Annotated in this window: 24 protein-coding genes; 16 read left to right on the top strand and 8 right to left on the bottom strand. The window is 72.7% G+C overall.

The features are described 5' to 3' along the window. Window positions 1–307 precede the first annotated feature (307 nt). The 9 genes from ACZ4N5_RS10580 (at window position 308) to ACZ4N5_RS10540 (ending at window position 9,301) form a co-directional block, all read left to right on the top strand. Window positions 308–1,387, top strand: coding sequence for a segregation and condensation protein A (locus ACZ4N5_RS10580; protein ID WP_467756737.1), 1,080 nt, complete (start codon window positions 308–310; stop codon window positions 1,385–1,387). Then, window positions 1,384–2,040 carry an SMC-Scp complex subunit ScpB gene (gene scpB, locus ACZ4N5_RS10575; protein WP_356758158.1) on the top strand — a complete coding sequence of 219 codons (657 nt, stop codon included), beginning with the start codon at window positions 1,384–1,386 and terminating at the stop codon, window positions 2,038–2,040. The genes ACZ4N5_RS10580 and scpB overlap by 4 nt, the downstream gene beginning before the upstream one ends. Further along, window positions 2,040–3,275, top strand: a complete 1,236-nt coding sequence (locus ACZ4N5_RS10570) for a pseudouridine synthase (RefSeq protein WP_467756704.1) — start codon at window positions 2,040–2,042, stop codon at window positions 3,273–3,275. Before scpB ends, ACZ4N5_RS10570 begins: the two co-directional genes overlap by 1 nt. Window positions 3,276–3,465: 190 nt before the next feature. Continuing rightward, window positions 3,466–4,434 (top strand): sigma-70 family RNA polymerase sigma factor, encoded by a 969-nt coding sequence (locus ACZ4N5_RS10565; protein ID WP_467756703.1) that lies wholly within the window; start codon window positions 3,466–3,468, stop codon window positions 4,432–4,434. Beyond that, a complete protein-coding gene (locus tag ACZ4N5_RS10560; protein WP_467756702.1) occupies window positions 4,431–5,021 on the top strand; it encodes a TIGR03086 family metal-binding protein in 591 nt (196 codons plus the stop codon). The genes ACZ4N5_RS10565 and ACZ4N5_RS10560 overlap by 4 nt, the downstream gene beginning before the upstream one ends. 24 nt (window positions 5,022–5,045) lie before the next feature. Next, window positions 5,046–6,518, top strand: coding sequence for an MFS transporter (locus ACZ4N5_RS10555; RefSeq protein ID WP_467756701.1), 1,473 nt, complete (start codon window positions 5,046–5,048; stop codon window positions 6,516–6,518). 165 nt (window positions 6,519–6,683) lie between these two features. After that, window positions 6,684–7,427, top strand: coding sequence for an NUDIX hydrolase (locus ACZ4N5_RS10550; protein ID WP_467756700.1), 744 nt, complete (start codon window positions 6,684–6,686; stop codon window positions 7,425–7,427). Between the two features lie 11 nt (window positions 7,428–7,438). Beyond that, entirely contained in the window at window positions 7,439–8,461 is a 1,023-nt protein-coding gene (locus ACZ4N5_RS10545) for an ADP-ribosylglycohydrolase family protein (RefSeq protein WP_467756699.1), read from the top strand. 3 nt (window positions 8,462–8,464) lie between these two features. Beyond that, window positions 8,465–9,301 (top strand): nucleotidyltransferase domain-containing protein, encoded by an 837-nt coding sequence (locus ACZ4N5_RS10540; protein ID WP_467756698.1) that lies wholly within the window; start codon window positions 8,465–8,467, stop codon window positions 9,299–9,301. Here ACZ4N5_RS10540 and ACZ4N5_RS10535 read toward each other — a convergent pair. From ACZ4N5_RS10535 to ACZ4N5_RS10520, 4 genes are read right to left on the bottom strand one after another with little or no spacing between them, the layout of a single operon-like run. Continuing rightward, complete coding sequence (locus ACZ4N5_RS10535) at window positions 9,269–10,075, bottom strand: nucleotidyltransferase domain-containing protein (RefSeq protein ID WP_467756697.1); 807 nt, start codon at window positions 10,073–10,075, stop codon at window positions 9,269–9,271. The genes ACZ4N5_RS10540 and ACZ4N5_RS10535 overlap by 33 nt on opposite strands. 21 nt (window positions 10,076–10,096) lie before the next feature. After that, window positions 10,097–10,507 (bottom strand): Rieske (2Fe-2S) protein, encoded by a 411-nt coding sequence (locus ACZ4N5_RS10530; protein WP_467756696.1) that lies wholly within the window; start codon window positions 10,505–10,507, stop codon window positions 10,097–10,099. Further along, window positions 10,504–11,088 carry a DUF6529 family protein gene (locus tag ACZ4N5_RS10525; RefSeq protein WP_467756695.1) on the bottom strand — a complete coding sequence of 195 codons (585 nt, stop codon included), beginning with the start codon at window positions 11,086–11,088 and terminating at the stop codon, window positions 10,504–10,506. Before ACZ4N5_RS10525 ends, ACZ4N5_RS10530 begins: the two co-directional genes overlap by 4 nt. Before the next feature lie 26 nt (window positions 11,089–11,114). Next, window positions 11,115–11,792 (bottom strand): hypothetical protein, encoded by a 678-nt coding sequence (locus ACZ4N5_RS10520; protein ID WP_467756694.1) that lies wholly within the window; start codon window positions 11,790–11,792, stop codon window positions 11,115–11,117. 392 nt (window positions 11,793–12,184) lie between these two features. Between ACZ4N5_RS10520 and aroH the strand changes: the two genes are divergently transcribed. The 5 genes from aroH to der all read left to right on the top strand — a co-directional run bounded on the left by aroH (window position 12,185) and on the right by der (window position 16,697). Further along, complete coding sequence (gene aroH / locus ACZ4N5_RS10515; protein ID WP_037628600.1) at window positions 12,185–12,547, top strand: chorismate mutase; 363 nt, start codon at window positions 12,185–12,187, stop codon at window positions 12,545–12,547. Continuing rightward, entirely contained in the window at window positions 12,544–13,629 is a 1,086-nt protein-coding gene (locus ACZ4N5_RS10510; RefSeq protein WP_467756693.1) for a prephenate dehydrogenase, read from the top strand. The genes aroH and ACZ4N5_RS10510 overlap by 4 nt, the downstream gene beginning before the upstream one ends. A gap of 145 nt (window positions 13,630–13,774) precedes the next feature. Further along, window positions 13,775–14,470 carry a (d)CMP kinase gene (gene cmk, locus ACZ4N5_RS10505; RefSeq protein ID WP_467756692.1) on the top strand — a complete coding sequence of 232 codons (696 nt, stop codon included), beginning with the start codon at window positions 13,775–13,777 and terminating at the stop codon, window positions 14,468–14,470. Next, entirely contained in the window at window positions 14,428–15,141 is a 714-nt protein-coding gene (locus tag ACZ4N5_RS10500) for a lysophospholipid acyltransferase family protein (protein WP_467756691.1), read from the top strand. The genes cmk and ACZ4N5_RS10500 overlap by 43 nt, the downstream gene beginning before the upstream one ends. Window positions 15,142–15,218: 77 nt before the next feature. Continuing rightward, window positions 15,219–16,697: a ribosome biogenesis GTPase Der gene (gene der, locus ACZ4N5_RS10495; protein ID WP_467756690.1), complete on the top strand. Its 1,479-nt coding sequence runs from the start codon at window positions 15,219–15,221 to the stop codon at window positions 16,695–16,697. Window positions 16,698–16,774: 77 nt separating this feature from the next. On the opposite strand, the gene ACZ4N5_RS10490 is transcribed toward der, so the two are convergent. Both ACZ4N5_RS10490 and ACZ4N5_RS10485 read right to left on the bottom strand, forming a co-directional pair. Continuing rightward, complete coding sequence (locus ACZ4N5_RS10490) at window positions 16,775–17,116, bottom strand: hypothetical protein (RefSeq protein ID WP_467756689.1); 342 nt, start codon at window positions 17,114–17,116, stop codon at window positions 16,775–16,777. Between the two features lie 558 nt (window positions 17,117–17,674). Then, window positions 17,675–18,448 carry a hypothetical protein gene (locus ACZ4N5_RS10485; RefSeq protein ID WP_467756688.1) on the bottom strand — a complete coding sequence of 258 codons (774 nt, stop codon included), beginning with the start codon at window positions 18,446–18,448 and terminating at the stop codon, window positions 17,675–17,677. 535 nt (window positions 18,449–18,983) lie between these two features. Between ACZ4N5_RS10485 and ACZ4N5_RS10480 the strand changes: the two genes are divergently transcribed. After that, window positions 18,984–19,682, top strand: coding sequence for a transglycosylase family protein (locus tag ACZ4N5_RS10480; RefSeq protein WP_467756687.1), 699 nt, complete (start codon window positions 18,984–18,986; stop codon window positions 19,680–19,682). Between the two features lie 118 nt (window positions 19,683–19,800). Then, window positions 19,801–20,511 (top strand): LysM peptidoglycan-binding domain-containing protein, encoded by a 711-nt coding sequence (locus ACZ4N5_RS10475; protein WP_467756686.1) that lies wholly within the window; start codon window positions 19,801–19,803, stop codon window positions 20,509–20,511. Here ACZ4N5_RS10475 and ACZ4N5_RS10470 read toward each other — a convergent pair. Continuing rightward, a complete protein-coding gene (locus tag ACZ4N5_RS10470; protein ID WP_467756685.1) occupies window positions 20,399–21,127 on the bottom strand; it encodes an ATP-binding cassette domain-containing protein in 729 nt (242 codons plus the stop codon). The genes ACZ4N5_RS10475 and ACZ4N5_RS10470 overlap by 113 nt on opposite strands. Continuing rightward, window positions 21,124–23,838 carry a branched-chain amino acid ABC transporter permease/ATP-binding protein gene (locus tag ACZ4N5_RS10465; protein WP_467756684.1) on the bottom strand — a complete coding sequence of 905 codons (2,715 nt, stop codon included), beginning with the start codon at window positions 23,836–23,838 and terminating at the stop codon, window positions 21,124–21,126. Before ACZ4N5_RS10465 ends, ACZ4N5_RS10470 begins: the two co-directional genes overlap by 4 nt. Between the last annotated feature and the right edge of the window lie 132 nt (window positions 23,839–23,970).

The following is a 23,970-nucleotide window of genomic DNA, read 5'->3' as shown; positions in this document are numbered from 1 at the left end:
GCCGTCCGTGACGCCCGCGGGGCCGGTGCGGCGATCAGCGGCGGCCGAAGCGGCGACCGAGGCGCCCCCGAGGAGCACCGAGCCGCGGGAGAGGCCCGCCGAGCCGTCCGGGACGCCCCGAGAGGGCGTCGAGAGGCCCGGTGGGCCCGAGACACCGGCCGAGCCGTCCGGGACGCCTGGAGGCGGCACTGAGCCGCCTGGGGGACCGGAGGGGCCGTACGGGACGCCTGGAGGCCGTGCCGAGCCGTCCGCGGGGCCAGGGACGCCGGAGGAGCTGCCTGAGGCGCACGCAGAGGGGCCCGGGCCGATCGCGGGGCCCGAGACGCAGGTCGAGTCGTCCGGAGCGCCCGCGGAGGGCGCTGAACCTCCGGCGATGTTCGCGGCGCCGGTCGAGGTGGCCACGGGCGTGTCCGCGCCGTCCGCCTCGCCCGGGACGCCCGTCGAGTGGTCGGCGGCGCCCGGAAAGGCGTCCGGACCGGCTTCGGGGTCAGAGGCGCCGGTCCGCCCGTCCGAGGTGTCCCCGGAGGGCTCCGACGCCGCTCCCGCCGACTCCGGTGACGGTGTCTTCAAGGTGCGGCTCTCGAATTTCGAGGGGCCCTTCGATCTGCTGCTCCAGTTGATCTCCAAGCACAAGCTCGATGTCACGGAAGTGGCGCTCTCCAAGGTCACCGACGAGTTCATGGCGCACATCCGCGCGATGGGCCCGGACTGGGACCTCGACCAGACGACCGAGTTCCTGGTCGTCGCGGCGACGCTGCTCGATCTGAAGGCGGCCCGGCTGCTGCCGACCGCCGAGGTCGAGGACGAGGCCGATCTGGCCCTCCTGGAGGCGCGGGACCTGCTGTTCGCGCGGCTGCTCCAGTACCGCGCGTACAAACAGATCGCGGACATCTTCAACGCGCGGCTCGAAGAGGAGGCCCGCCGCTACCCCCGCACCGTCGGCCTGGAGGCGCAGTACGCCGAGCTGCTGCCCGAGGTCGTCATCAGCATCGGGGCGGAGGGGTTCGCGAAGCTCGCCGTGAAGGCGATGCAGCCGAAACCCAAGCCGCAGGTGTACGTCGACCACATCCACGCGCCGCTCGTCAGCGTGCAGGAGCAGGCCCAGATCGTGGTGGCGCGGCTCCGGGAACTCGGGGAGGCCAGCTTCCGCTCGCTCGTCGAGGACACCGACGACACCCTCACCGTCGTGGCCCGCTTCCTGGCCCTGCTGGAGCTCTACCGGGAGAAGGTCGTCGCCCTGGACCAGGAGGAGGCCCTCGGCGACCTCATGGTGCGCTGGACGGGCGGGGAGGGCGACGACCGGCCGAGGGTGACCGACGAGTTCGACCGGCCCCCGGAAGCGGCGAAGGACGAGACAGGGCGCGGGACCAAGGAGGAGAAGGCGTGAGCGAGGAGACCACCGACACCCCCGCGGGGCCGCGCACCGTCGCCGACCTCGATCTCCGGCCCGCCCTGGAGGCCGTCCTGATGGTGGTGGACGAGCCGGCCACCGAGGAACACCTCGCCAAGATCCTCGAGCGGCCCAGGCGGCAGATCGCGGACGCGCTGCGCGCACTGGCCGACGAGTACACCGTCCAGGGCCGCGGGTTCGAGCTCAGACTGATCGCGGGCGGCTGGCGCTTCTACTCGCGTCCCGCGTACGCGAGTGCCGTCGAACGCTTCGTTCTGGACGGTCAGCAGGCCCGCCTCACCCAGGCGGCCCTGGAGACTCTCGCCGTGGTCGCGTACCGCCAGCCGGTCAGCCGATCCAGGGTCTCGGCGGTCCGCGGAGTCAACTGTGACGGCGTGATGCGCACCCTCCTTCAGCGCGGTCTGGTCGAGGAGGCGGGCACGGAACCCGAAACAGGTGCGATCCTGTACACGACGACGAACTACTTCCTGGAGCGAATGGGCCTGCGCGGTCTGGACGAGCTCCCGGAGCTCGCGCCCTTCCTCCCCGAGGCGGACGCGATCGAGGCCGAGACGCTGGAAGGGGTCCCGTCGTTCGATCCGGATGCACCGGATGCAGATGCAGACGACACGACGACGACGGAACTTTGATGCGAAGCAGTGGCAGCGGCAGTGGCAGGAACAGCGGGCGCGGCAACCCGCGGGGAACCGGCGGGAGCAGTGGTTCGCGCGGAAGCGGCAGCTCGCGGGGAACCGGCGGGGGCGGCAGCTCGCGGGGGACCGGCGGGGGCGGCGGCCCGCGTGGCAGTGGCGGCTCGCGCGGAACCGGTGGGAGCGGCTCGCGGGGAACCGGTGGGAGCGGCTCCCAGCCGAGGAGTGCGGCGGCAGGGCGCGACGACCAGCCGAAGCGTCCCAGCAAGCCCCGTCCCGAGGAGCGTCGCTACGACGTAGGCCCCGGCGGCACGCACGAAGGCCCGAAGTCCGGGCGCGGAGCCTCGGCACGCGGTGGCGCCAAGGGCGGCCCCAAGCAGGGCCAGCAGCGCGGCGGCCGGACGGAGCCCGCGCGCTCCCGTGAGTACGAGACGCGGACCGAGGAGCGCAACCGCGACCGGTACGCGGGCAAGCCGGACATCAAGCTGCCCAAGACCTTCCCGGGTGCCGAGGAGGAGGGCGAGCGCCTGCAGAAGATCCTCGCGCGAGCGGGCTACGGCTCCCGGCGGGCCTGCGAGGAACTGGTCGACCAGGCCAGGGTCGAGGTCAACGGCGAGATCGTCCTGGAACAGGGGATGCGCGTCGACACGGAGAAGGACGAGATCAAGGTCGACGGGCTGACCGTCGCGACGCAGTCGTACCAGTTCTTCGCGTTGAACAAGCCGGCCGGTGTCGTCTCCACGATGGAGGACAACGAGGGCCGCCAGTGCCTCGGCGACTACGTGACGAACCGCGAGACGCGGCTCTTCCATGTGGGCCGGCTCGACACCGAGACCGAGGGTGTGATCCTGCTCACCAACCACGGCGAGCTGGCGCACCGGCTGACCCACCCGAAGTACGGCGTCAAGAAGGTCTACCTCGCGCACGTCGTGGGCCCGATCCCGCGCGACCTCGGCAAGCGGCTCAAGGACGGCATCCAGCTGGAGGACGGGTACGCCAAGGCGGACCACTTCCGTGTCGTCGAGCAGACCGGCAAGAACTACCTCGTCGAGGTGACCCTGCACGAGGGCCGCAAGCACATCGTGCGCCGCATGCTCGCCGAGGCCGGCTTCCCGGTCGACAAGCTGGTGCGTGTCTCCTTCGGCCCGATCACCCTGGGCGACCAGAAGTCGGGCTGGCTGCGCCGCCTGTCGAACACCGAGGTCGGCATGCTCATGGCCGAGGTCGGTCTCTGACCCCGGAAGCGGTCTCGGAAGCCCGAGCCCCCGTGGCTCTCGCGGCCCGCTGACGCTCCACAGGTACGACGGCCGGTCCCGGAACTTTTCCGGGGCCGGCCGATTCGTTTTCGCCTCCCCGCCGGTCTGTACCGGTGAACGGACCACCGGTGTGCCCCGGTGCGCCCCCGTGCGAACGAAGGGAGCGGCGATGACCGCGACGACGGACCGCGACGAGTTCGTCCGGCTGACGGATCCGTACCGGCGGGAGCTGCTCGCCCACTGCTACCGCATGCTCGGCTCGGTCGACGACGCCGAGGACCTCGTCCAGGAGACATACCTGCGGGCCTGGCGGTCCTACGAGGGGTACGAGGGCCGGGCCTCCTTGCGCACCTGGCTCTACCGGATCGCCACCAACACGTGTCTGACGGCCCTGGAGGGGCGGGGGCGCCGTCCGCTGCCCACCGGGCTCGGCGGGCCGGGAGCCGCGCCCGAGGAGCCTCTGCGGGCCCCCGCGACGGACATCCCCTGGCTCCAGCCGCTGCCCGACACGCTCGTCGACCCGGCGACGGTCGTCGCGGCACGCGGAACCCTGCGGCTCGCCCTGGTCGCCGCGCTGCAGAACCTGCCCGCGCGGCAGCGGGCCGTGCTCATCCTGCGGGACGTGCTGGCCTGGCGGGCCTCCGAGGTGGCCGCCCTGCTCGACACGTCGACCGCGGCGGTCAAGAGCTCCCTCCAGCGCGCGCGTGCCCGGCTCGACGAGGTCGCGCCGGAGGAGGACCTGGTGGTCGAGCCCGACGGGGCCGACGACCGCGAACTCCTCGACCGCTACGTGAAGGCGTTCGAGAACGCCGACATGGAGTCGCTGCTGGGGCTGCTGCGGGACGGGGTCGAGCTGGAGATGCCGCCCCACCTGGAGTGGTTCAGCGGCAAGAAGGACGTCCTGCGGTTCCTGCGCGTACGGGTGCTGTCCGGGCGCGAGGCGGGATGGATCCGCATGCTGCCCGTCCGGGCCAACGGGCAGCCCGCGGTGGCCGCATACGAGCGCGGGGTCGACGGGGTGCTCCGGGCGCACTCCGTGCAGGTGCTCACCGTCGAGGAGCCTGGTGTCGCACGGCTCACCGTCTTCCTGGACCCGGGGCTGTTCGCGGCCTTCGGCCTGCCCCGGATCCTCCCGTGAATCCCGGCGAGCTCCTGGAGCGGTCGCTCGCGTACACGCTGGGCAGCGTCGCCGCCGTGCCGCGCGAGGGCCTGCGCCGGCCGACACCCTGCGCCGAGTGGGACCTGGGGGACCTGCTCCACCACCTCGGCGACTCGGTGGAGGCGCTCCACGAAGGCGTCGCGGACGGGCGGGTCGGGCTGTGTCCGGCCCGCCCCGCCGCCGATCCGGTGGGCGCCTTCCGCGACCGGGCCGGCGCCCTTCTCGGCGCCTGGGCGGCGGTGTCCACGGCGCCGCCCGTCCCGGCCGTGGGGGACCGCTCCCTGGACGCGGGGCTGCTGGTGGCCGTCGGCGCCCTGGAGATCGCGGTGCACGGGTGGGACGTCGCGCGGGCCTGCGGGCGGGCGCGGCCGATCCCGTCCGCGCTCGCCGTGCAACTGCTGCCCCTCGCGCATCTCGTGGTCGCGGACGCCGACCGCGGGGTGCGCTTCGCCGCCCCGGTCGACGTACCGCCGGGGACCCGGCCCGGCGGCCTGCTCCTCGCGCTCCTCGGCCGGCGCCCGCAGTCGCGATTCCTTTTCGGCGCGGGTCCGGTCCGTCTTCCGTGATTGATCCTCACGGAAGGAACCGTCATGACCGACACCACCGCACGCGCCCCCGTCCAGCAGCCGTCCGCCGTGCCCGCACGCCGCGTGTGGACCGTGATCCTGGCCGGACTCGGGGCGCTGCTCTGTTCCCTCGACGTGGTCGTCGTGGCCACCGCGCTGCCCGCCCTGCGGGCCGACTTCGGGGCGAGCCTGTCCGACCTGGAGTGGACGATCAACGCGTACAACCTCGTCTTCGCCTGCCTCACCCTGACCGGTGCCGCGCTCGGCGACCGCTTCGGACGGCGGCGCATGTACGTCGTCGGGCTCGCCGTCTTCACCCTGGCCTCGGCCCTCGCGGCGCTGGCCCCCGGACCGGGCCAGCTCATCGCCGCACGGGTGCTCCAGGGCGCCGGCGCCGCCGTCCTGCTGCCGCTCACCCTGACCCTGATCAGCGAGGCGTTCCCGGCCGAGAAGCGGGGCGTCGCCATCGGGGTCTGGGGCGGCGTGACCGGTCTCGGGGTCGCGGCCGGGCCCGTGCTCGGCGGTGCCGTCACCGAGGGCCTGTCCTGGCAGTGGATCTTCTGGATCAACGTGCCGACGGGGCTCGCGATGCTGCCGCTGGCCGCGCTCAAACTGCGCGAGAGCCACGGCCCGCGTCCGCAACTCGATGTCGTGGGGCTGCTGTTGGCCGCAGTCGGACTGACCGGCCTGGCCTGGGCGCCGGTGCGGGCCCCGCAGGCCGGCTGGGGGAGCGCCGAAGTGCTCGGCGCGCTGGCCGTCGGAGTCGTCTTCGTGGCGGCCTTCCTCGGCTGGGAGCGGTCGGGGGCGCGCTACCCGATGCTGCCCCTCGGATACTTCCGAAGGCGCGCCTTCTCCACCGCCAACGGCGTCGCCTTCCTGACGTTCATGTCGCTGCTCGGCTCCCTGTTCATGATCACGCAGCTGTTCCAACTCGGCCTGGGCAACTCGCCGTTGCAGGCCGGTGTCCGCATCCTGGTGTGGACCGGCATGCCCCTGCTCGTGGCACCGCTCGCGGGCGCGCTCGCCGACCGGTTCGGGAACCGGCCCTTCATGCTCGGCGGACTCGTCCTCCAGGCGACCGGCCTCGGACTGCTGGCCTGGCAGGTGCAGCCCGGCGTCGGCTACGGACGGCTGGTGCTGCCGCTGATCATCGCGGGTATCGGTATCTCCATGGTCTTCCCCACCGTCGCGAACGCCGTGACCTCCGCCGTGCCGTCCGCCGACGCGGGTGTCGCGGCCGGCGTCAACAACGCGCTGCGTGAGCTGGGCGGAGTCTTCGGGATCGCCGTCGCCGCGGCCGTGTTCACGCGCTACGGGGGCTACCGCTCCGCGGACGACTTCGTCAACGGCTGCGGTCCGGCGCTGTGGGTCTCGGCGGGAGTCGCGGCCGCCGGAGCACTCGTGGCCGCCCTCGCTCCGGCGCGCGCTCGGGCGCAGGGAACGGACGCCCACCGTGCCGAGGTCCGGCGGCCGGAGGCGTCGCGCGCCCGGGTCTAGCAGCCCGCACAGCCTCCGCGGGCCCTGCCCCCGGCGCCGAACATGTCTTCCGCACCGGCTCCGAGGAAGCACAACTTCCCAGGCCCACAGCCTTGTTGCCCCCTCCCGCTCCCTTTATAGTCGTACTGACCATGGTCAGGCTGACCATAAAGAGGGGGCGTGAGGGTGGCGACAGGGGAAAGCCGTGCGCCGGGGGGCGCGGCACCCGAGGGCTACGACAAGTACGCCTTCGAGCCCTTCGCCGTCACCGTCGACCTGGCCGTCCTGACGGTGCGCGCGGGCGCACTCCAGGTGCTGCTCGTCGAGCGGGGCCGGGAACCGTACGCCGGCCGCTGGGCCCTGCCCGGCGGCTTCGTGCTGCCCCGCGAGTCGGCGGAGGCGGCGGCCCGGCGTGAACTCGCCGAGGAGACCGGTCTGTCGGACATCTCGGGACTCCACCTGGAACAGCTGCGCACCTACAGCGAACCCGACCGCGACCCCCGTATGCGGATCGTCTCCGTCGCGTTCGCCGCGCTGCTGCCCGACCCTCCCGAACCCCACGGCGGCGGCGACGCGGCGCAGGCCCAGTGGCTGCGGTTCAACGCGCTCGACCCGCTCGCCTTCGACCACGACCGCATCCTCGCCGACGCCCACGAACGCGTGGGCGCCAAACTGGAGTACTCCTGTCTCGCCACGTCGTTCTGCCCGCCCGAGTTCACCCTCGGAGAGCTGCAGCACGTCTACGAGACGGTGTGGGGCACCGCGCTCGACCGGCCCAACTTCCGGCGCAAGGTCCTCGCCACGCCCGGATTCGTCGAACAGGTCCCCGGTGCCGCGCGCCTCACCGGCGGCCGCGGCAAACCCGCCGCCCTCTACCGCGCGGGCGGCGCCAAGGTTCTGCACCCACCCCTGCTGCGTCCCACCTCGTAAGGACGGCCCCGATGACCAGCACGACCCTAGCGAAGCGCGCCGCCACCGGTTCCCTCATCGGCCTGGCCCTCGGCGACGCGCTCGGGTTCCCCACGGAGTTCAACACCGTGCCCGCCATCCTCGAAAAATGCGGCCCCTGGCGGCAGATGGCGCTGCCCAGGCCCGCGATCGTCACCGACGACACCCAGATGACACTGGCGCTGGCGAAGGGGCTGCGCACCGCCATGGACCGCGGTCTGCTCGGCCCGCTGCGGATGGAACGGCCGGTGCGCGAGGAGTTCGTGGACTGGTACCAGTCGCCCGAGAACAACCGCGCCCCCGGCCGCACCTGCCTCCGCGCCTGCAACCTCCTGAAGGACGACAGACTCCGCTGGCAGGAGGCCAGCCGGACCGACTCCAAGGGCTGCGGCGCCAACATGCGCGTGGCGCCCGTCGGACTCGTCGGCGGGCTCAGCGACGAACAGCGCGCGGGCGCCGCGCAGCTCCAGGCCGCGCTCACCCACGGCCACCCCACCGCGCTCGCCGCCTCGGACCTCACCGCGCACGCCGTCCGGCTGCTCAGCCAGGGCGTCGACCCGGCGGCACTGGTCGGCCTGTTGCGCTCGTACGCGCACGAGAACCGGCACCGCTACCACTCCCGCTGGCTCGGCGACCTGTGGACCTTCTGCCACGAGGCCACACCGGAGCAGTACATCTCCCGCGGCTGGGACGAGTGCATCGCAGCCCTGGACAACCTCCGGAACGCCGTGCGCACCGCCTCTCCCGAGGACGATCCCTGCCTGGCCACCGGCGCGGGCTGGATCGCCGAGGAGGCGCTCGCCACCGGCCTGTTGTGCTTCCTGATGTTCGTCGACGAACCCCTCACCGCGCTGCGCCGGGCCGCCTGCACTTCGGGCGACTCCGACTCCATCGCCTGCCTGACCGGGGCGTTCGCGGGCGCCTACCACGGCTCGGAGGCCTGGCCGACGGCCTGGGCCGACCGCATCGAGTACCAGAGCGACCTCATGTCGCTGGGGGCGCTCTGGGATGCTTGAGGGATGACGGACGTCCTCGGTACCGGCACCGACCTCGCGAGCGTGGTGCGCGAACAGCCCGACCCCGTGCTCTTCGCCACCGTCTCCGGGGCACACCTGTACGGCTTTCCCTCGCGCGACTCCGACGTCGACCTGCGCGGCGTCCATCTGCTGCCGACGGCCGACCTGGTCGGACTGCGCGAACCGGAGGAGACCCGGTCCCGCATGTGGTGGGAGAGCGGCGTCGAGATGGACCTGGTCACCCACGACCTGCGCAAGTTCGTACGGCTGATGCTGCGGCGCAACGGCTACGTGCTGGAGCAGTTGCTCTCGCCGCTGGTCGTGCGCACCGGCGACGAACACCGTGAACTGATCTCGCTCGCCCCGGGGGTCCTCACCCGCCATCACGCCCACCACTACCGGGGGTTCGCGACCACGCAGTGGCGGCTCTTCGAGAAGAGCGGCGAACTCAAGCCGCTGCTCTACACGTTCCGTGTGCTGCTGACCGGCATCCACCTCATGCGCAGCGGCGAGGTGCAGGCCGATCTGCCGACGCTGGCCGGGCAGATCGCCTCTCCCGCGTATCTGCCGGACCTGATAGCCGTGAAGGCGGAGCGGGAGCACGGGGCCGCGGACGTCCCCCACGCACGAGTGGCCAAGGACGTGGAGCGGCTGCACACGCTCCTCGACGAGGCACAGGACGCCTCGGCGCTGCCGGACGCCCCCTCCGCGCACGACGCTCTGCACGCCTTCGTCGTCAGGGTCCGCCTGGACGGTGTCCGGGGAGGTCAGGACGGTGTCCGGGGTCCGGAAGGTGTCCGGGAAGGTCTACCGGCCCCCGGTGGTGTCCTGGAGCGCTGAGGCGCGGCGGACCCGGATCAGGAAGTCCTCCACACGCGCGTGGCCCGGCTCGGACGGGAGCGGGCTGCGGGCCGCAGCCGCGTCGGTCTCCGTCGCCAGCCGGGACATCCAGCGCTCGAACTCGCCCCAGGACACCTCGCCCCGCTTCACCGCGAGCAGTGGCTCGCGCTGGTCCTCGACGTCGATCGTCAAGGTCCCGGTGCGCAGCAGATCGCGCGAGCTCATCAGCAGGCGCAGCAGATGCATGGCGTGCTTCCAGCGCGGGGCGCCGTGCTTGCGGACGTCGGCCTCCAGTTTCTTGTGCTGGCCCAGCGCATAGCGGGCGAACGTCTCGTGCGCCTGGCGGGAGAGGAACGCCTTCCGGAGAGCGAGGAGTTCGCGCCCGGTGTCGTCCACGTACTCGACGAGGGGGGAGTGCAGACACTCCAGGATGTTCGGGTTGGCCCGCAGCGCGAGCGTGCAGAACCGCTCCAGCTCCCAGCTGAACTGCTCCTCCGCCGGGCCCTCGACATGCGTCGGCGGCTTCTCGAAGCGCCAGAACAGCGCGGTCGGGGCGAGGAAGACGCCCCGGCGGTCCGTGTCACTGCCGTCCGTGGCCAGCCCGAAGGCGCGTGATCCCATCACACAGGAGTAGACCGTGTGGTCCCGGACCAGCGAGACCGCGGACGCCGGGATCGCCTGCGCCGGTGATACGGGTGACACCGCCGGTGCCGGGGGCGCTGGGCGTACTTCGGGCGCCGGGGACGTCTGGGGTACGGGAGGCTCGGAACGCATGTCCGGAGCGTACGGGCCGTCTCACGCCAGGTGGATCGAGTTTCCCTCCACCGTGATCTTCTCCGCGGGCAGCGGACGCGGCGCGGGACCGGCCTTCACCGCCCCGTCCTCGACACTGAACTTGCTGCCGTGGCACGGGCAGTCGATGGTGCCGTTCGCGACCTTGTTCACCGTGCAGCCCAGGTGCGTGCAGATCGCCGAGAAGGCCTTGAAGTCGCCCTTAGCCGGCTGGGTGACCACGACCTTCTGGTCCGTGAAGATCTTGCCTCCGCCGACCGGGATGTCGCTCGTCGTGGCGAGCTCCTGGCCGCTGGACGCCTTCGGGGACGAGTCCGAGGAACTGTTGCCGCTGCCGTACTGGCTGCACCCCGCGAGCAGCGCGGACGCCCCCGTGGCGAGAATCACCGTGCGCCGCGTCGAGCGGTTGGTCATGTCGTCACTCCGAACGTACGGAAGAACCAGAAGGCGGACGTCAGCCAGATGGCCGTGAGCACGGCGAACACGAGGCCGCCGACGACCGGCAGCAGCCAGCCGGGCAGGCGCTCCCAGCGGAGCAGCAGCATCTTGGCACTGAAGGCACCGAAGAAGAAGCACCCCAGGAGCGAGTGCCACATGACGCGTGGGCTGTACGTCTGATAGCCCAGCGCGTACAGACAGTGCACCGCTACCGGCACCGCCACCAGGAACGCGATCCGTCCCGACCACCGGTGCAGCGCCGCTGCCCAGCTCGGGCCCGGCAGCTTCCCGTACATCATGAGCGCCGAGACGAGCTGGACGAGCGCGAAGAAGAACGCCGTCGTCGCCAGCCAGGACTTCACGGCGCCCGTGCTGCTGAAGCCGGCGAGATTGAAGGCCGTTCCCGCCGGGTCGTGGACCTTGCCGTAGACGCCGAGCCCGACCGCGACCGCCGCGGCGACCAGGGCCGGGACGAGATAGCGGGCCGGGTTCGGGCCGCCGTGGGCGGGTGGCGGGGACGGGAAGCCCCGGGTGGCGGCGTTCGGGTCCACGGTCATGAACGGCTCCCTGTGGAAAGAGGCGGTCAGGGGGTGACAGGACGCGCGGTGATCTTCTGTCCGTCGATCGTCACGGCACCGGTCTCCGGGTCGATCACCGGTGCCGCCGAAGGTGTGCCGTCGCGCTTCACGACGCCGACCTGCTTGCCGCCCGGCAGCACGATCCAGCCGCCGTCGAGCTTCGCGCCGCGCACGGTGGCCGTCGCCCGGTACAGACCGGACGGCTTGATCGCCTTGTCGGCCGTGAACCCGTAACGCTGCCCGCCGACGTGGACGGTGCCGCGGATCCGCCGGTGGTCCTGGAGCGTTCCGTTCAGCTCGTAGCCGTTGCTGCCCGTGAGCTTCATGGTGCCGTCGTCCTTGACGTCACCCTTCAGCCAGGACTCCTTGTCGTGCCCGTCGCAGAAGTACGCGATCGCCTTGCCGCCCCGCAGGGAGACCGCGACCGCCGAGGAGTTGTCGTCGGTGCGGCCCGCGTAGTCGGCGTTGGGCACGGCGCTGCGGGAAGGCGACGGACTGGGCGAGGGGCTCGACGAGGGTGAGGAGGAGGCCGGTGGCGCGGTGGCCGACACCGAGACGCCCGGCGACGCCTGCCGGTACGGGTTCGACGCGTTCTTCGTCCCCGTCATCGCGTTGAGCGACAACATGAACACGCCCAACACGAGCCCCGCGAGCAGGGTGAGAAGGGGTCCTGGACGCTTCATTCGGGCCTCCCCCAGGCGAGTCTCCTGCAATGAGAGCGGACTCACGCGCCCGCGTCCAGAGGCGCACGGGCGCGTTCCCACCACAAGGAGCGGAATAGGGCGATTCGGGTGACACGGACGACGTCTGCGGCGTCAGCCCGGAGCAGGCCGCCGACGACTCCCTTGAGGACCTCATGGAGCGGCAGTCCGTAGGAATGGAGCGGCAGTCCGTCCGATGCGAGCGGCCGTCGGTCCGAGACGGCGGTACGAGCCGCTCCCGGCAGGATCCGGTGCGTGGGCCCCGTCTCGCCCGTCTCGCCCGTCTCGTCAGGCGGGCGCCGCGCACCCGCGCGCGGGGGGCTGACTACGCTGGTGTGACACGACGTGTACGCAGATCAGCGAGGAGCATCACCGTGGCGGTACGAGCGGTCCGGGGCGCCGTCCAACTGGAACGGGACGAGGCCGGCCACATGGACGAGCAGGTCAGTGAGCTGCTCACCGCCATCCTGGAGCGCAACGCGCTCACCACGGACGACCTGATCAGCATCTGGTTCACGGCGACGCCCGATCTGCACAGCGACTTCCCGGCGGCGGCGGCGCGCAAGCTCGGCATCGTCGACGTCCCGCTGATCTGCGCGCAGGAGCTGGACATCGAGGGCGCGATGCCCCGGGTCGTCCGTGTTCTCGCCCACATAGAGTCCGACCGGCCGCGCGCCGACGTCGTGCACGTCTACCTGGGCGCCGCGGGCGCACTCCGCAAGGACATCGCCCAGTGAGGACCGCGCTCGTCATCGGAACCGGGCTGATCGGCACGTCCGCGGCCCTCGCGCTCGCCGCGCGCGGCGTCGTCGTCCACCTCGCCGACCACGACCCGGAGCAGGCCCGTACGGCGGCCGCGCTGGGCGCCGGCACGGACGAGGCCCCCGCGGGGCCGGTCGACCTCGCGATCGTCGCCGCACCGCCCGCGCACGTCGCCGCCACCCTCGCGGACGCCATGCGGCGCGGTCTCGCCCGTGGCTACCTGGACGTCGCCAGCGTCAAGGGCGGTCCGCGCCGTGAGCTGGAGGCGCTCGGCCTCGACCTGACCCCGTACATCGGCACGCACCCCATGTCGGGCCGCGAGAAGTCCGGTCCGCTGGCCGCGAGCGGCGACCTCTTCGAGGGCCGGCCCTGGGTGCTCACGCCGACCCGCGACACGGACACCGAAGTCCTGAACCTCGCGCTGGAACTGGTGTCGCACTGCCGTGCGGTGCCCGTCGTGATGGACGCGGACGCCCACGACCGGGCCGTGGCGCTGGTCTCGCACATGCCGCATCTGGTGTCCAGCATGGTCGCCGCGCGCCTGGAGCACGCGGAGGAGACGGCGGTACGGCTCTGCGGTCAGGGCATCCGTGATGTGACCCGGATCGCGGCCTCCGACCCCCGGATGTGGATCGACATCCTCTCCGCGAACCCGGGCCCGGTCGCGGACCTCCTCTCGGACGTCTCCGCCGACCTCGACGAGACGGTCCAGGCGCTGCGCGCCCTGCAGTCCTCGGACGAGGCCAAGCGCCGCGAGGGCGCCACCGGCATCGAGGACGTCCTGCGCCGCGGCAACGCGGGCCAGGTCCGCGTCCCCGGCAAGCACGGCTCCGCGCCGCGGGCCTACGAGGTCGTGGCCGTCCTCATCGACGACCAGCCCGGTCAGCTCGCCCGCATCTTCGCCGACGCGGGGATGGCCGGGGTCAACATCGAGGACGTACGCATCGAGCACGCGACCGGTCAGCAGGCCGGTCTGGTGCAGCTGATGGTGGAGCCGAAGGCGGTGCCGGTACTCGGCGCGGCCCTGCGGGAGCGGGGCTGGGCGCTGCGCCAGTGAGGCCGGAGGGCGCCGGGGTTCCGGCGGCCGGTGGCCCGTCGCCGGAAGGGCCAGTAATACGGGGTCCGTGGAGCCAGTAACCTTGTGCGGGGCGCGATCGTGTCCCGCAGAGACCTCCACCCCGCACCAGGAAGGTGTTCCCACCGTGGACAACGGCGCCGCCCGTACCGCTCCGGCTGTGATTGTCGCCATCGACGGCCCCTCCGGCACGGGCAAGTCGAGCACCTCGAAGGCCGTGGCCGCGAAGCTCGGGCTGAGCTACCTGGACACGGGCGCCCAGTACCGCGCCATCACGTGGTGGATGGTCAGCAACGGCATCGACATCACGGACCCCTCCGCGATCGCCGCCGTGGCCGAGAAGCCGGAGATCATCTCCGGTACCGACCCGGCCGGGCCGACCATCACGGTCGACGGGACCGACGTCGCCGGCCCGATCCGTACGCAGGAGGTCACCTCCAAGGTGAGCGCGGTCAGCGCCGTGCCCGAGGTGCGTGCCCGGATCACCGAGCTGCAGCGCACCCTCGCCGGGTCCGCGCCGGCCGGCATCGTCGTCGAGGGCCGGGACATCGGCACCACCGTGCTGCCCGACGCCGACCTGAAGATCTTTCTCACCGCCTCCCCCGAGGCGCGTGCCGCCCGGCGCAGCGGTGAGCTGAAGGGCGCGGACATCGACGCGACCCGCCAGGCGCTGATCAAGCGGGACGCGGCCGACTCCAGCCGTAAGACCTCCCCCCTCGCCAAGGCGGACGACGCGGTCGAGGTGGACACCTCGGACCTCACGCTCCAGCAGGTCATCGAGTGCGTCGTCACCCTCGTCGGGGAGAAGCGGGCCGCCAAGTGACCGCACCCTCCGCGAGACGCGCCGAGGTCGGGCGCCGGATCGGCGTCGGCCTGATGTACGGGCTGTGGAAGCCGCGTGTGCTCGGCGCCTGGAAGGTCCCCGCGACCGGCCCGGCGATCCTGGCCGTGAACCACGCGCACAACATCGACGGGCCGATGGTCATGGGCGTCGCGCCCAGGCCCACGCACTTCCTGATCAAGAAGGAAGCGTTCATCGGCCCGCTCGACCCGTTCCTGCTGGGCATCGGCCAGCTGAAGGTGGACCGCGAGATCGCCGACCGCACGGCCATCACGGACGCCCTGGGCGTCCTGGCGGCCGGCGGCGTCCTCGGGATCTTCCCGGAGGGCACCCGGGGCGAGGGCGACTTCGCCTCGCTGCGGGCCGGGCTCGCGTACTTCGCGGTGCGCAGCGGAGCACCGATCGTCCCGGTGGCGGTGCTGGGAAGCTCCGAGCGGACCAGCCGGTTGACCAAGGCGCTGCCCCCGCTGCGCAGCAGGGTCGACGTCGTCTTCGGCGACCCCTTCGAAGCGGGCGACGGCAGCGGCCGGCGCACGCGCCAGGCACTGGACGAGGCCACCGGCCGCATCCAGAAACAGCTCAGCGCCCATCTGGACCACGCCAGGCGTCTGACCGGACGCCCGGAAAACGCCGGGCGCCCTGTCGGGCGTTAGGCGACACTTAGTAGTGGATCATCCGGTTTACGGGTGTTCCACCGATCACCACGAATGAACGACGAGGTACGGACTTCATGAACGACCACATCCAGCCCGACGGCTCGGCGGAACACGAGCACGGGGCGCTTGGCGATGCCGAGTACGCGGAGTTCATGGAGCTCGCCGCGGAAGAGGGCTTCGATCTCGAGGACGTCGAGGGCGCGATCGGGGAGGCGGGCCACGGCCCGCTGCCCGTCCTCGCCGTCGTCGGCCGCCCGAACGTCGGCAAGTCGACCCTGGTGAACCGCATCATCGGCCGCCGCGAGGCCGTCGTCGAGGACAAGCCCGGCGTCACCCGCGACCGCGTCACCTACGAGGCCGAGTGGGCGGGCCGCCGCTTCAAGCTCGTCGACACCGGCGGCTGGGAGCAGGACGTCCTCGGCATCGACGCGTCCGTCGCCGCCCAGGCCGAGTACGCGATCGAGGCCGCCGACGCGGTCGTCTTCGTCGTCGACGCCAAGGTCGGCGCGACCGACACCGACGAGGCGGTCGTACGCCTTCTCCGCAAGGCCGGCAAGCCCGTCGTCCTGTGCGCCAACAAGGTCGACGGCATGAGCGGCGAGTCCGACGCCTCGTACCTCTGGGCCCTCGGTCTCGGCGAGCCGCACCCGGTCTCCGCGCTGCACGGCCGCGGCACCGGCGACATGCTCGACGCCGTCCTGGAGGCGCTGCCCGAGGCCCCGGCGCAGACCTTCGGCACCGCGGTGGGTGGCCCCCGCCGCATCGCCCTCATCGGCCGCCCGAACGTGGGCAAGTCCTCCCTGCTGAACAAGGTGGCCAACGAGGACCGCGTGGTCGTCAACGAGGTCGCGGGCACGACCCGTGACCCGGTCGACGAGCTCATCGAACTCGGCGGCATCACCTGGAAGTTCGTCGACACGGCGGGCATCCGCAAGCGCGTCCACCTCCAGCAGGGCGCCGACTACTACGCCTCGCTGCGCACCGCCGCCGCCGTCGAGAAGGCCGAGGTCGCGGTCATCCTGATCGACGCGTCCGAGACCATCTCCGTGCAGGACCAGCGCATCGTCACCATGGCCGTCGACGCGGGCCGCGCCATCGTCCTCGCCTTCAACAAGTGGGACACCCTCGACGAGGAGCGCCGCTACTACCTGGAGCGGGAGATCGAGACCGAGCTCGCCCAGGTGGCCTGGGCGCCCCGGGTGAACGTCTCGGCCCGCACCGGCCGCCACATGGAGAAGCTCGTCCCGGCGATCGAGACGGCCCTGGACGGCTGGGAGACCCGCGTCCCGACCGGCCGCCTGAACGCCTTCCTCGGCGAGCTGGTCGCCGCCCACCCGCACCCGGTCCGCGGCGGCAAGCAGCCCCGCATCCTGTTCGGTACGCAGGCGGGCACCAAGCCCCCGCGGTTCGTGCTCTTCGCCTCCGGCTTCATCGAGCACGGCTACCGGCGCTTCATCGAGCGCCGGCTGCGCGAGGAGTTCGGCTTCACGGGCACGCCGATCCACATCTCGGTGCGGGTGCGCGAGAAGCGCAGCGCCAACAAGAAGAAGTAGCGCCCACGGGCAATGCGTGAGGGGCGGCTCCCCGGGGGAGCCGCCCTCACGCTTTACCGCTCAAGGACCTTGCCGCTTCAAAGACCCCTGCGCGGTGCGGGCGGCAGCGCGGCCGGGATGTGGTGCATCCCGGTGCCGTGCTGGCGTGCGCCCGGCTGCCAGACAGCCGTCGCCGTCGAGGTGTGTCCGTGCTGCGCGGCGATCTGCCGCGCGGTGTGCGCTCCCGCGCTGTACGAGCTGTACGTGCCCGACGAGCTGAACGAGTTCGAACCGCGCCCGAGGCTTCCGAAGGCCGTGAAGCCCAGGTTCTCCTCACCGTGCCGGTCGCCCGGCAGGGTCCTGAACGATCTGACCCACTCGGCGTAGAGCGCGTCGTAGATCGGCGTGGCCGATGGGCCGCCCTGATGAGGGTCCTGCACCGGTCGCGACGCCGGCACCTCTCTGCTCGAACGGAGGGGGGAGCCCGAGGGAGGGACCGGCTGGAAGGGCCGGTGGCCGGGGACGTCGTAGGTGTGCACGTACGTGCCAACGACCCCGCAGCCCAACAGATGCGGCCGGCACGGTCATTTCGCGGGTCGTCCGGAGTGAGCGGCGCACGCGGGGGCGTGAGGGCGCGGGGAACCGCGCGGGCCACCCTCCACGGCCGGTGCCGGCCGCACACCCTAGCTTCCCCGCCGAACGCCCCTGCGGCGCCCGCGTTTGGTTCCCGGCGAACCCCGCCGCACGCCGGAGTGGCGCCCGTGCCCCAGGTTCCCGGCATATCCCGCCGAACGCCGCGCGCGGCGCCCCGCCCTCGGTTCGCCGGCGGACCCCGGCGCATGCCGGAGCGGCGCCCTGTCCTCAGTTCCCCGGCGCCTGCCGGAGCGACGACCGTGCCCCCGGGTTCCCGGCGGACCCCGCCGAGCCTTCGCACGGCGCCGCGCGGTCGGTTCCCGGCGGGGACCCCGCCGGGGCTCGTGCCGTGCCGTGCGGTGCCCTCACGTACCGGCGAGCGGCATCGCGGCCGCGACCAGCTTGCCGTTGGCCGCCGCCTTGTCGAGCGCGTCGCGCAGCAGGTCCTCCCGGGGCTGACGGCCGATCGAGCCGACCGGGGCCGCGAACAGGAGCACCTGCTGGTGCTTGTTGGCGGCGGCGCGCCAGCTCTCGGTGACCTGGAGCGCCTGGTGGGCCTGCCACCAGGCGACGGGCGAGCCGCCGCCGGCGCCCGGCTGGAGCACGGCGTGCAGCTGGCCCATGGCGAGCAGTACGGACCAGCCGTGCAGGACCGGCGGCACCGAGTTCAGCTCGGTCGCGGGCATGAAGCCCTGCTCGATCAGCAGAGGCAGGAAGTCGTCGCCGATGTCGGTCGAGCCGGGTCGCACGATCGGCCCGGTCGGCTCGACGACGAGCGCCGGGTGCAACTCGCCGTTGATCAGCACGAGTCCGCTGGTGACACCGAGCACGGCCTGCTCGGGTCCGGTGTCGGCGGGCGCGCCGTCGGGGTGGATCGAGCGGACGGCGCCCTGGAGTTGTTCCTCGGTGACCTGCACGACCTGCGAGGGCAGGCACGTGGCGTGGGCGAAGGCGAGGACGGCGGTCTCTTCGCCGATGAACAGGACGGTGCTGGTGCGCTCCTGTTCCGAGTCGCCCGGGGTGCGGCACGACGTGCAGTCGTAACTGCCGGGGGCGTTCTCTCCGGCGAGCAGCCGGTCGGCTTCTTCGTCGCCGATCTCGGCGCGTACGTCGTCGCTGACGTCGAGCATGCGCGGCACGGTGGCTCCTCGGGATGCGGTGCGTGGCGGTGCCGGGTGGCTCCCGGCCCATGAATCGGGGGTTCCCGGCTCATGAAGATGTCAACGGGTGATCTGTGGCCGGAGTCACGCTCGAGGGCGAACGGAATCGAACCATCCGACGCCCAGGGTGAAGTCACCCCCGGAATTGGTTACTCCGAGTCAACTTCCGGCAGTCGTAGGGAAGTTGATTGGGTGAAGTGAGTCACAGATCGCAAGAGGTGCAGGTCGACAAATCCGGAAATCACCCAATGAAGTGGGTGGCTGAAAATCGATGATACCTGCGGTAACGGCTAACTGGCCTCGAATGACAAAGAGTTGGTTGATATCGGGGCGCCCGGGTCCCTAGGTTCCTGCGCTGTGTGCAACGAGCACCGCTCGGGTACGTCCGCCGACCGATCCGCACCGGATCACAGCACGGCCGTCGGCGGACGGGTCGGAGCGCGGCGGCCGCGTCCTACACGCAGGCCATCGCGTCCCGTCCTGGGGGACCCCGGGTGTTTCGAGAGGGAAATACATGTCCGCATGTGCCGACAGCACTCACGAGAACAGTCACAAGGCTCGTACGGCGAACAAGACACGTACGACGGCGGTCCTCGCCGGGGCGGCACTGCTCGCCCCGCTCGGACTGCTCGCCGCGACCGGCGACGCCGCCGCGGCCGACAGTGGAGTGTGGGACCGCATCGCCCAGTGCGAGAGCGGCGGCAACTGGCACATCAACACCGGTAACGGCTACTACGGGGGGCTCCAGTTCTCCGCCGGCACCTGGCGCGCCTACGGCGGCACGGCGTACGCGCCGACCGCAGACAGGGCGTCAAGGAGCGGGCAGATAGCCGTCGCCAGCAAGGTCCAGAGCGCACAGGGGTGGGGTGCCTGGCCCACCTGCTCGGCCCGCGCCGGAGCCTACGGAAACGCGCCCGGCTCCTCGGGTGCCGGGTCGGCCGCGGGATCGGCGACCACCAAGTCGGCGCCGAAGTCCGCGCCCGCGCCCCGGTCCGCCCCGGCGAAGCAGGAGCCGGCGAAGACGCCGGCCCGTCCGTCGGGCCACACCAACCGCGGCTCGTCCCGCGGCGACTACACCGTCCGCGAAGGCGACACCCTGAGTGCCATCGCCGCGCGGCACGGGACCACCTGGCGGAAGATCTACGCCGCCAACACGTCCGTCATCGGCGGTGATCCCGACCTGATCGTGCCCGGGCAGCGGCTCGACATCTGAGCCCCGCTCCCCCTCGTCCCGGGCACGGGGCCCCGCCCGGTCCTCCGACCGGGTGGGGCCCTGGGCGTGCCGGGCGCGGCTGGGCGGCCGAGCGGCACGCGCTGCTTAGCGTGGCCCGATGTCCTTCATGCCGACCAGGCGGACCCCGCCGACCACGTCGACCGCGTCCGGCCCGTGGAGCGGACGTGTGCGGTACGCGGCCGTGGTCGCCGCCGTACTGGCCGCTCTCGTTCCCCAGAACGCGCAAGCCGTACCGCCGCCCCCGCCTCCGCCCCCGCTTCCGGGTCCCGGGGCGGCCCGGGTCGCCTACGACTGCGTGAACGACGAGTGGCCCTGGACCTGTCTCGCCGAGTGCGAGAGCGGCGGCCACTGGCACGCGAACACCGGGAACGGCTTCTACGGGGGCCTTCAGTTCTGGCAGTCCACCTGGGTCGCGTTCGGGGGGCTCGCCTACGCTCCCCGGGCCGATCTCGCCACGCGCGCCGAACAGATCAAGGTCGCCAAGAAGGTGCTGGCCGTCCAGGGATGGGGGGCCTGGCCCGACTGTTCCAAGTCGTACGGACTGCAGGGCCCCTTCCATGTGGTGAAGACCGGCGAGACGCTCGCGTCGATCGCCCGCAAGTACCGGGTCGAAGGCGGCTGGCAGACCCTCTACAAGGTCAACAAGAAGAAGATCGGCAGTAGTCCGAACCGGTTGATCCAGGGCATCAAGCTCGTCATCCCGAAGGCGGCGGGCGCCGCCCGGACCGGGGCACCCGTCCTGTTCGGCCCGCCCCTGAACCCGGCGGCCCGACGCTCCGCGCCGCCGCTTCGGCCGCCTCTCCGCTGAACACGACGGCACCACGGCGCAGTTCATGGACGTACGTCGTCCGGCCCGCCCGCTCGCGCAGCCCCGGCGGCAGTCGCTGCTCGGCGATCACCACACACGCGTCGAGAGCGCCGAGCAACGCGTACGTCCGGGCCGCGACCGCCGGCGACATGCCCTGCGCTGGTTCGTCGACGAGCACCACACGCACGCGGGCCGACAGGGTGCGGGAGAGGGCCAGCATGCGCTGTTCGCCGCCGGAGAGGGTGCCGGCGCGGCGGGGGAGGAGCGGCGCCAGCTGCGGGTAGGCGTCCAGGGCGACGGTGAGGTCGGCCGCCGCGAGTTCCAGGTTCTCGCGGACGGTCAGGGAACCGAAGACGGCCCGGCGTTCGGGGACGAGGCAGAGCCCGCGCCGGGCCCGCTCGAACGCGGGCAGGCGCGTCACATCGGCGCCGTCCCAGACGACGGCACCGGCTGACAGCGGCACGCTTCCGGCGAGGGCGCGCAGCGCGGTCGTACGGCCGGAGCCGTTGCGGCCCAGCAGGACGGTGAGGCCCGGGCCCGGGGCGATCAGGGTCACGCCGTGCAGGGCCTCCAGAGGGCCGTAGCGCACGCGCGCGTCGCGCAGGGCGATGCTCATGCGTCGGTCCTCGTGTCCAGGACGCGGTCGGCGGGCCCCGAGGTGACGATCCGTCCGGCCGCCATGACATGGACGGTGTGGGCCAGGTCGGCGACCAGATCGAGATCGTGCTCGACGACCAGGAGGGCCATGCCGTCCGCGGCCAGCGCCCGCAGCACCCGGGCCAGCACGGCCACCTCGCCGGTGTCGAGACCGGCCGCGGGTTCGTCGAGGAGCAGCACCCGGGGGCTCCCGGCGAGCGCCCGGGCCAGTTCGACCCGCCGGAGCGTCCCGGTCGGCAGCCCCGCGGCGGGCAGCGACCGCACCGGCCCGTCAAGACCGAGCAGCCGCAACGCCCGCTCCACCGCCGCCGGATCGGCGATCCGCCCCTGTTCGGCGCCGACCCGCACGTTCTCGGCCACGGTCAGCGACGGGAAGACCGCCAGTTCCTGGAAGGTCCGCGCGATCCCCAGCCGCGTCCGCGCGTGCGCGGCCAGCCGGGTGATGTCCCGCCCTCCGAGCAGCACCTGTCCGCCCGAGGGACGCAGCGTCCCCGCGAGACAGTGGAAGAGGGTGCTCTTCCCGGCCCCGTTGGGCCCCACGACCGCGGTGACCCGACCCGGCGGGAGGTCGAGAGAGACCTCGTCGAGAGCGGTGAACCCGCCGTAGACGACGCGGAGCCGACGGGCGGCCAGCGGCGTCGTCTCCGAGCCGGTACGGCGGGCGTTCTCCGTAGCGGGCCTCGTCACGCCGTACCGGCCCGGAGACGACGCCGGCACGGGGCCACCCGGGAGCGGCTCGGCTTCCCGCCCCCCGCCGGCCACCGCCACGGCCCCCGTGCCGACCCGCGGCCCGCGCGGCCGGGGCCGCCCCTCGTCCACCGGGCGCAGATGCCGGCGGACGCGCGCGCCCAGGGGCGTCAGGGTCGCCCGGCGGTGGAGCCGCAGCCGGGACGTCGCCGCGCGGAGGGCCTCGCAGGGGCCCTCGGGGAAGCGGCCGACGAGGACGGCGAGCAGACCGATCAGGGCGGCCGCCACCCCGCCACGGGCCCCCGCGTCCAGCCCGACCAGCAGAGCCGCCGCGACGAGCGCCCCGAGGACGCTGTCGGCACCGAGCACGACGACCGCCGCGAACCAGAGCAGACCGCGTACGGGATCGTACGCGGTGGCGTCGAACGCGCGCAGGCCCATGCCGAGCATGCCGCCGCCCAGCGCGGCCAGCGCCGCCCCCGCGACGAACGCGGTCAGTTTCAGGGCCGGGACGCTGACCCCCGCCGCCGACGCGCCCGCCTCGTGGTCACGCATGGCGGCCAGCGCACGGCCCGTCCGGCCCCGGCGCAGGGTGTGCGCGGCGAGCAACGCGACGGCCAGCAGGACGAGTTCGAGGACGTAGTAGACGCGGTCGCCGTCGAATCCGGCCGGGCGGTCCAGGGACAGGCCGGCCACCGCGTACGGCTGCGCGAAGACGAACCGGCTGACGCCCACGCCCACCGCGAAGGTGGCCACGGCGAGCGCCAGACCGTGCCGTTTGATGGCCGGCCACCCGGTCAGCACACCGAGCGGGGCCACCAGGAGCACGGCCACCGCCAGCGCGGCCAGCCCGGGCAGCCGTGGCAGGCCCGGGAAGCGGCCCGCGGCCAGCAGCGCCGTGAAGAGGGCGCCCAGACCGGCGTACGCGGCCTGGCCCAGCGAGATCTGGCCACCGCGGCCGGTGACGACGACCAGGGACAGCAGGACGATACCGAGTGCGGGCACCTGCACCGACGTGTGCAGGTCCGAGCCCGCGAAACCGAGGGGCAGCAGGAACAGGACGACGGCCACGACCCACGCCCCGGACGGCCTCGGCACGCGGGCCGTCGCCGTGCGCGGGAGCGCGTCGCGGGTGCCGATGCCGGGCAGCACGAGCGCGGCGACGAGCAGCGCGACCACGAAGAGGTTGGCGCCGACCGCCTGGAGCAGCGGCTCCGCCCAGCCCGACGGGTGCAGCCGGGTCAGCTGGCTCTGGGCGACACCGATGCCGAGGGCGACCACGACGGCGACCGGCAGACTGCGCATCCGGGCCGCCACCGCGACCGCCATCACCTCCATGACGAGCAGCGGCAGCCCGTACGGGTCGAGCCGCACGTACGGCGCGAGGAGCACGCCCGTCAGGCCCGCCGTGAACGAGCCGAAGGCCCAGCCCGCCGCGGCCACCCGGTCCGCGTCGATACCGCCGAGCACCGCGAGCGGGCGGTCGTCGACGACGGCCCGCAGTTCCGTGCCGAAACGGGTCCAGCGGGTCACCGCGCCGACCCCGGCGGCCAGCGCGACGGCCACCGCCAGCTGCCCCCAGGGATCCGCCGACACCAGCGTCGGCGCGTCCGCCCGCGCCCCGGTGCCCCACACCAGCGCCGCGCCGCCGACCAGCAGCACGAAGACCCCGATGGACGCGACCAGGGTCTGCGCCGGGTCGCCGCCGAGGAGGGCCAGCGGCCGGAAGACGAAGCGCTCCAGGGCCATGCCGATGGCCGGGGCCACCAGCAGCAGGGTCACCGAGGCACCGAGCGCGAGCGGCCAGCCCCATTCGACCGTGAACTGGCGCAGCAGATACGCGCACACCATCGCGATCGCGCCGTGCGCGAAGTTGAGCACGCCGGTGGCGCGGTAGGTGACGATCAGCCCGATCCCGGTCAGCGCGGCGGCACTGCCGACCGAGAGACCGGCGAGGGTGAGGTCGTACGTCAGCGAGGACATCAGTCGTCCGGATCGGCGGACGGACGCTCGGGGGCGGACGGGTGCTCGGGAGCGGCCGGGAGATCGAGCGCGGACGGCCGTTCGGCGAGGGGCGGCCCCCCGGAGGCGGGGGAGGGCGGCCCGTCGGCGGAC

It is taken from the genome of Streptomyces sp. NPDC026500 (assembly GCF_055567635.1).
The sequence above is the reverse complement of the archived record's forward strand: the minus strand, read 5'-3'. Positions and strand labels throughout refer to the sequence as shown.

Coding starts and splice junctions, on each gene's coding strand:
- ACZ4N5_RS10470 (WP_467756685.1), bottom strand. CDS start 21,127: ATGAGCATCGCCCTGCGCGACGCGCGCGTGCGCTACGGCCCTCTGGAG.
- ACZ4N5_RS10570 (WP_467756704.1), top strand. CDS start 2,040: ATGCGAAGCAGTGGCAGCGGCAGTGGCAGGAACAGCGGGCGCGGCAAC.
- ACZ4N5_RS10545 (WP_467756699.1), top strand. CDS start 7,439: ATGACCAGCACGACCCTAGCGAAGCGCGCCGCCACCGGTTCCCTCATC.
- ACZ4N5_RS10530 (WP_467756696.1), bottom strand. CDS start 10,507: ATGACCAACCGCTCGACGCGGCGCACGGTGATTCTCGCCACGGGGGCG.
- ACZ4N5_RS10540 (WP_467756698.1), top strand. CDS start 8,465: ATGACGGACGTCCTCGGTACCGGCACCGACCTCGCGAGCGTGGTGCGC.
- ACZ4N5_RS10535 (WP_467756697.1), bottom strand. CDS start 10,075: ATGCGTTCCGAGCCTCCCGTACCCCAGACGTCCCCGGCGCCCGAAGTA.
- ACZ4N5_RS10520 (WP_467756694.1), bottom strand. CDS start 11,792: ATGAAGCGTCCAGGACCCCTTCTCACCCTGCTCGCGGGGCTCGTGTTG.
- ACZ4N5_RS10525 (WP_467756695.1), bottom strand. CDS start 11,088: ATGACCGTGGACCCGAACGCCGCCACCCGGGGCTTCCCGTCCCCGCCA.
- ACZ4N5_RS10565 (WP_467756703.1), top strand. CDS start 3,466: ATGACCGCGACGACGGACCGCGACGAGTTCGTCCGGCTGACGGATCCG.
- ACZ4N5_RS10480 (WP_467756687.1), top strand. CDS start 18,984: ATGTCCGCATGTGCCGACAGCACTCACGAGAACAGTCACAAGGCTCGT.
- der (WP_467756690.1), top strand. CDS start 15,219: ATGAACGACCACATCCAGCCCGACGGCTCGGCGGAACACGAGCACGGG.
- ACZ4N5_RS10465 (WP_467756684.1), bottom strand. CDS start 23,838: ATGTCCTCGCTGACGTACGACCTCACCCTCGCCGGTCTCTCGGTCGGC.
- ACZ4N5_RS10475 (WP_467756686.1), top strand. CDS start 19,801: ATGTCCTTCATGCCGACCAGGCGGACCCCGCCGACCACGTCGACCGCG.
- ACZ4N5_RS10555 (WP_467756701.1), top strand. CDS start 5,046: ATGACCGACACCACCGCACGCGCCCCCGTCCAGCAGCCGTCCGCCGTG.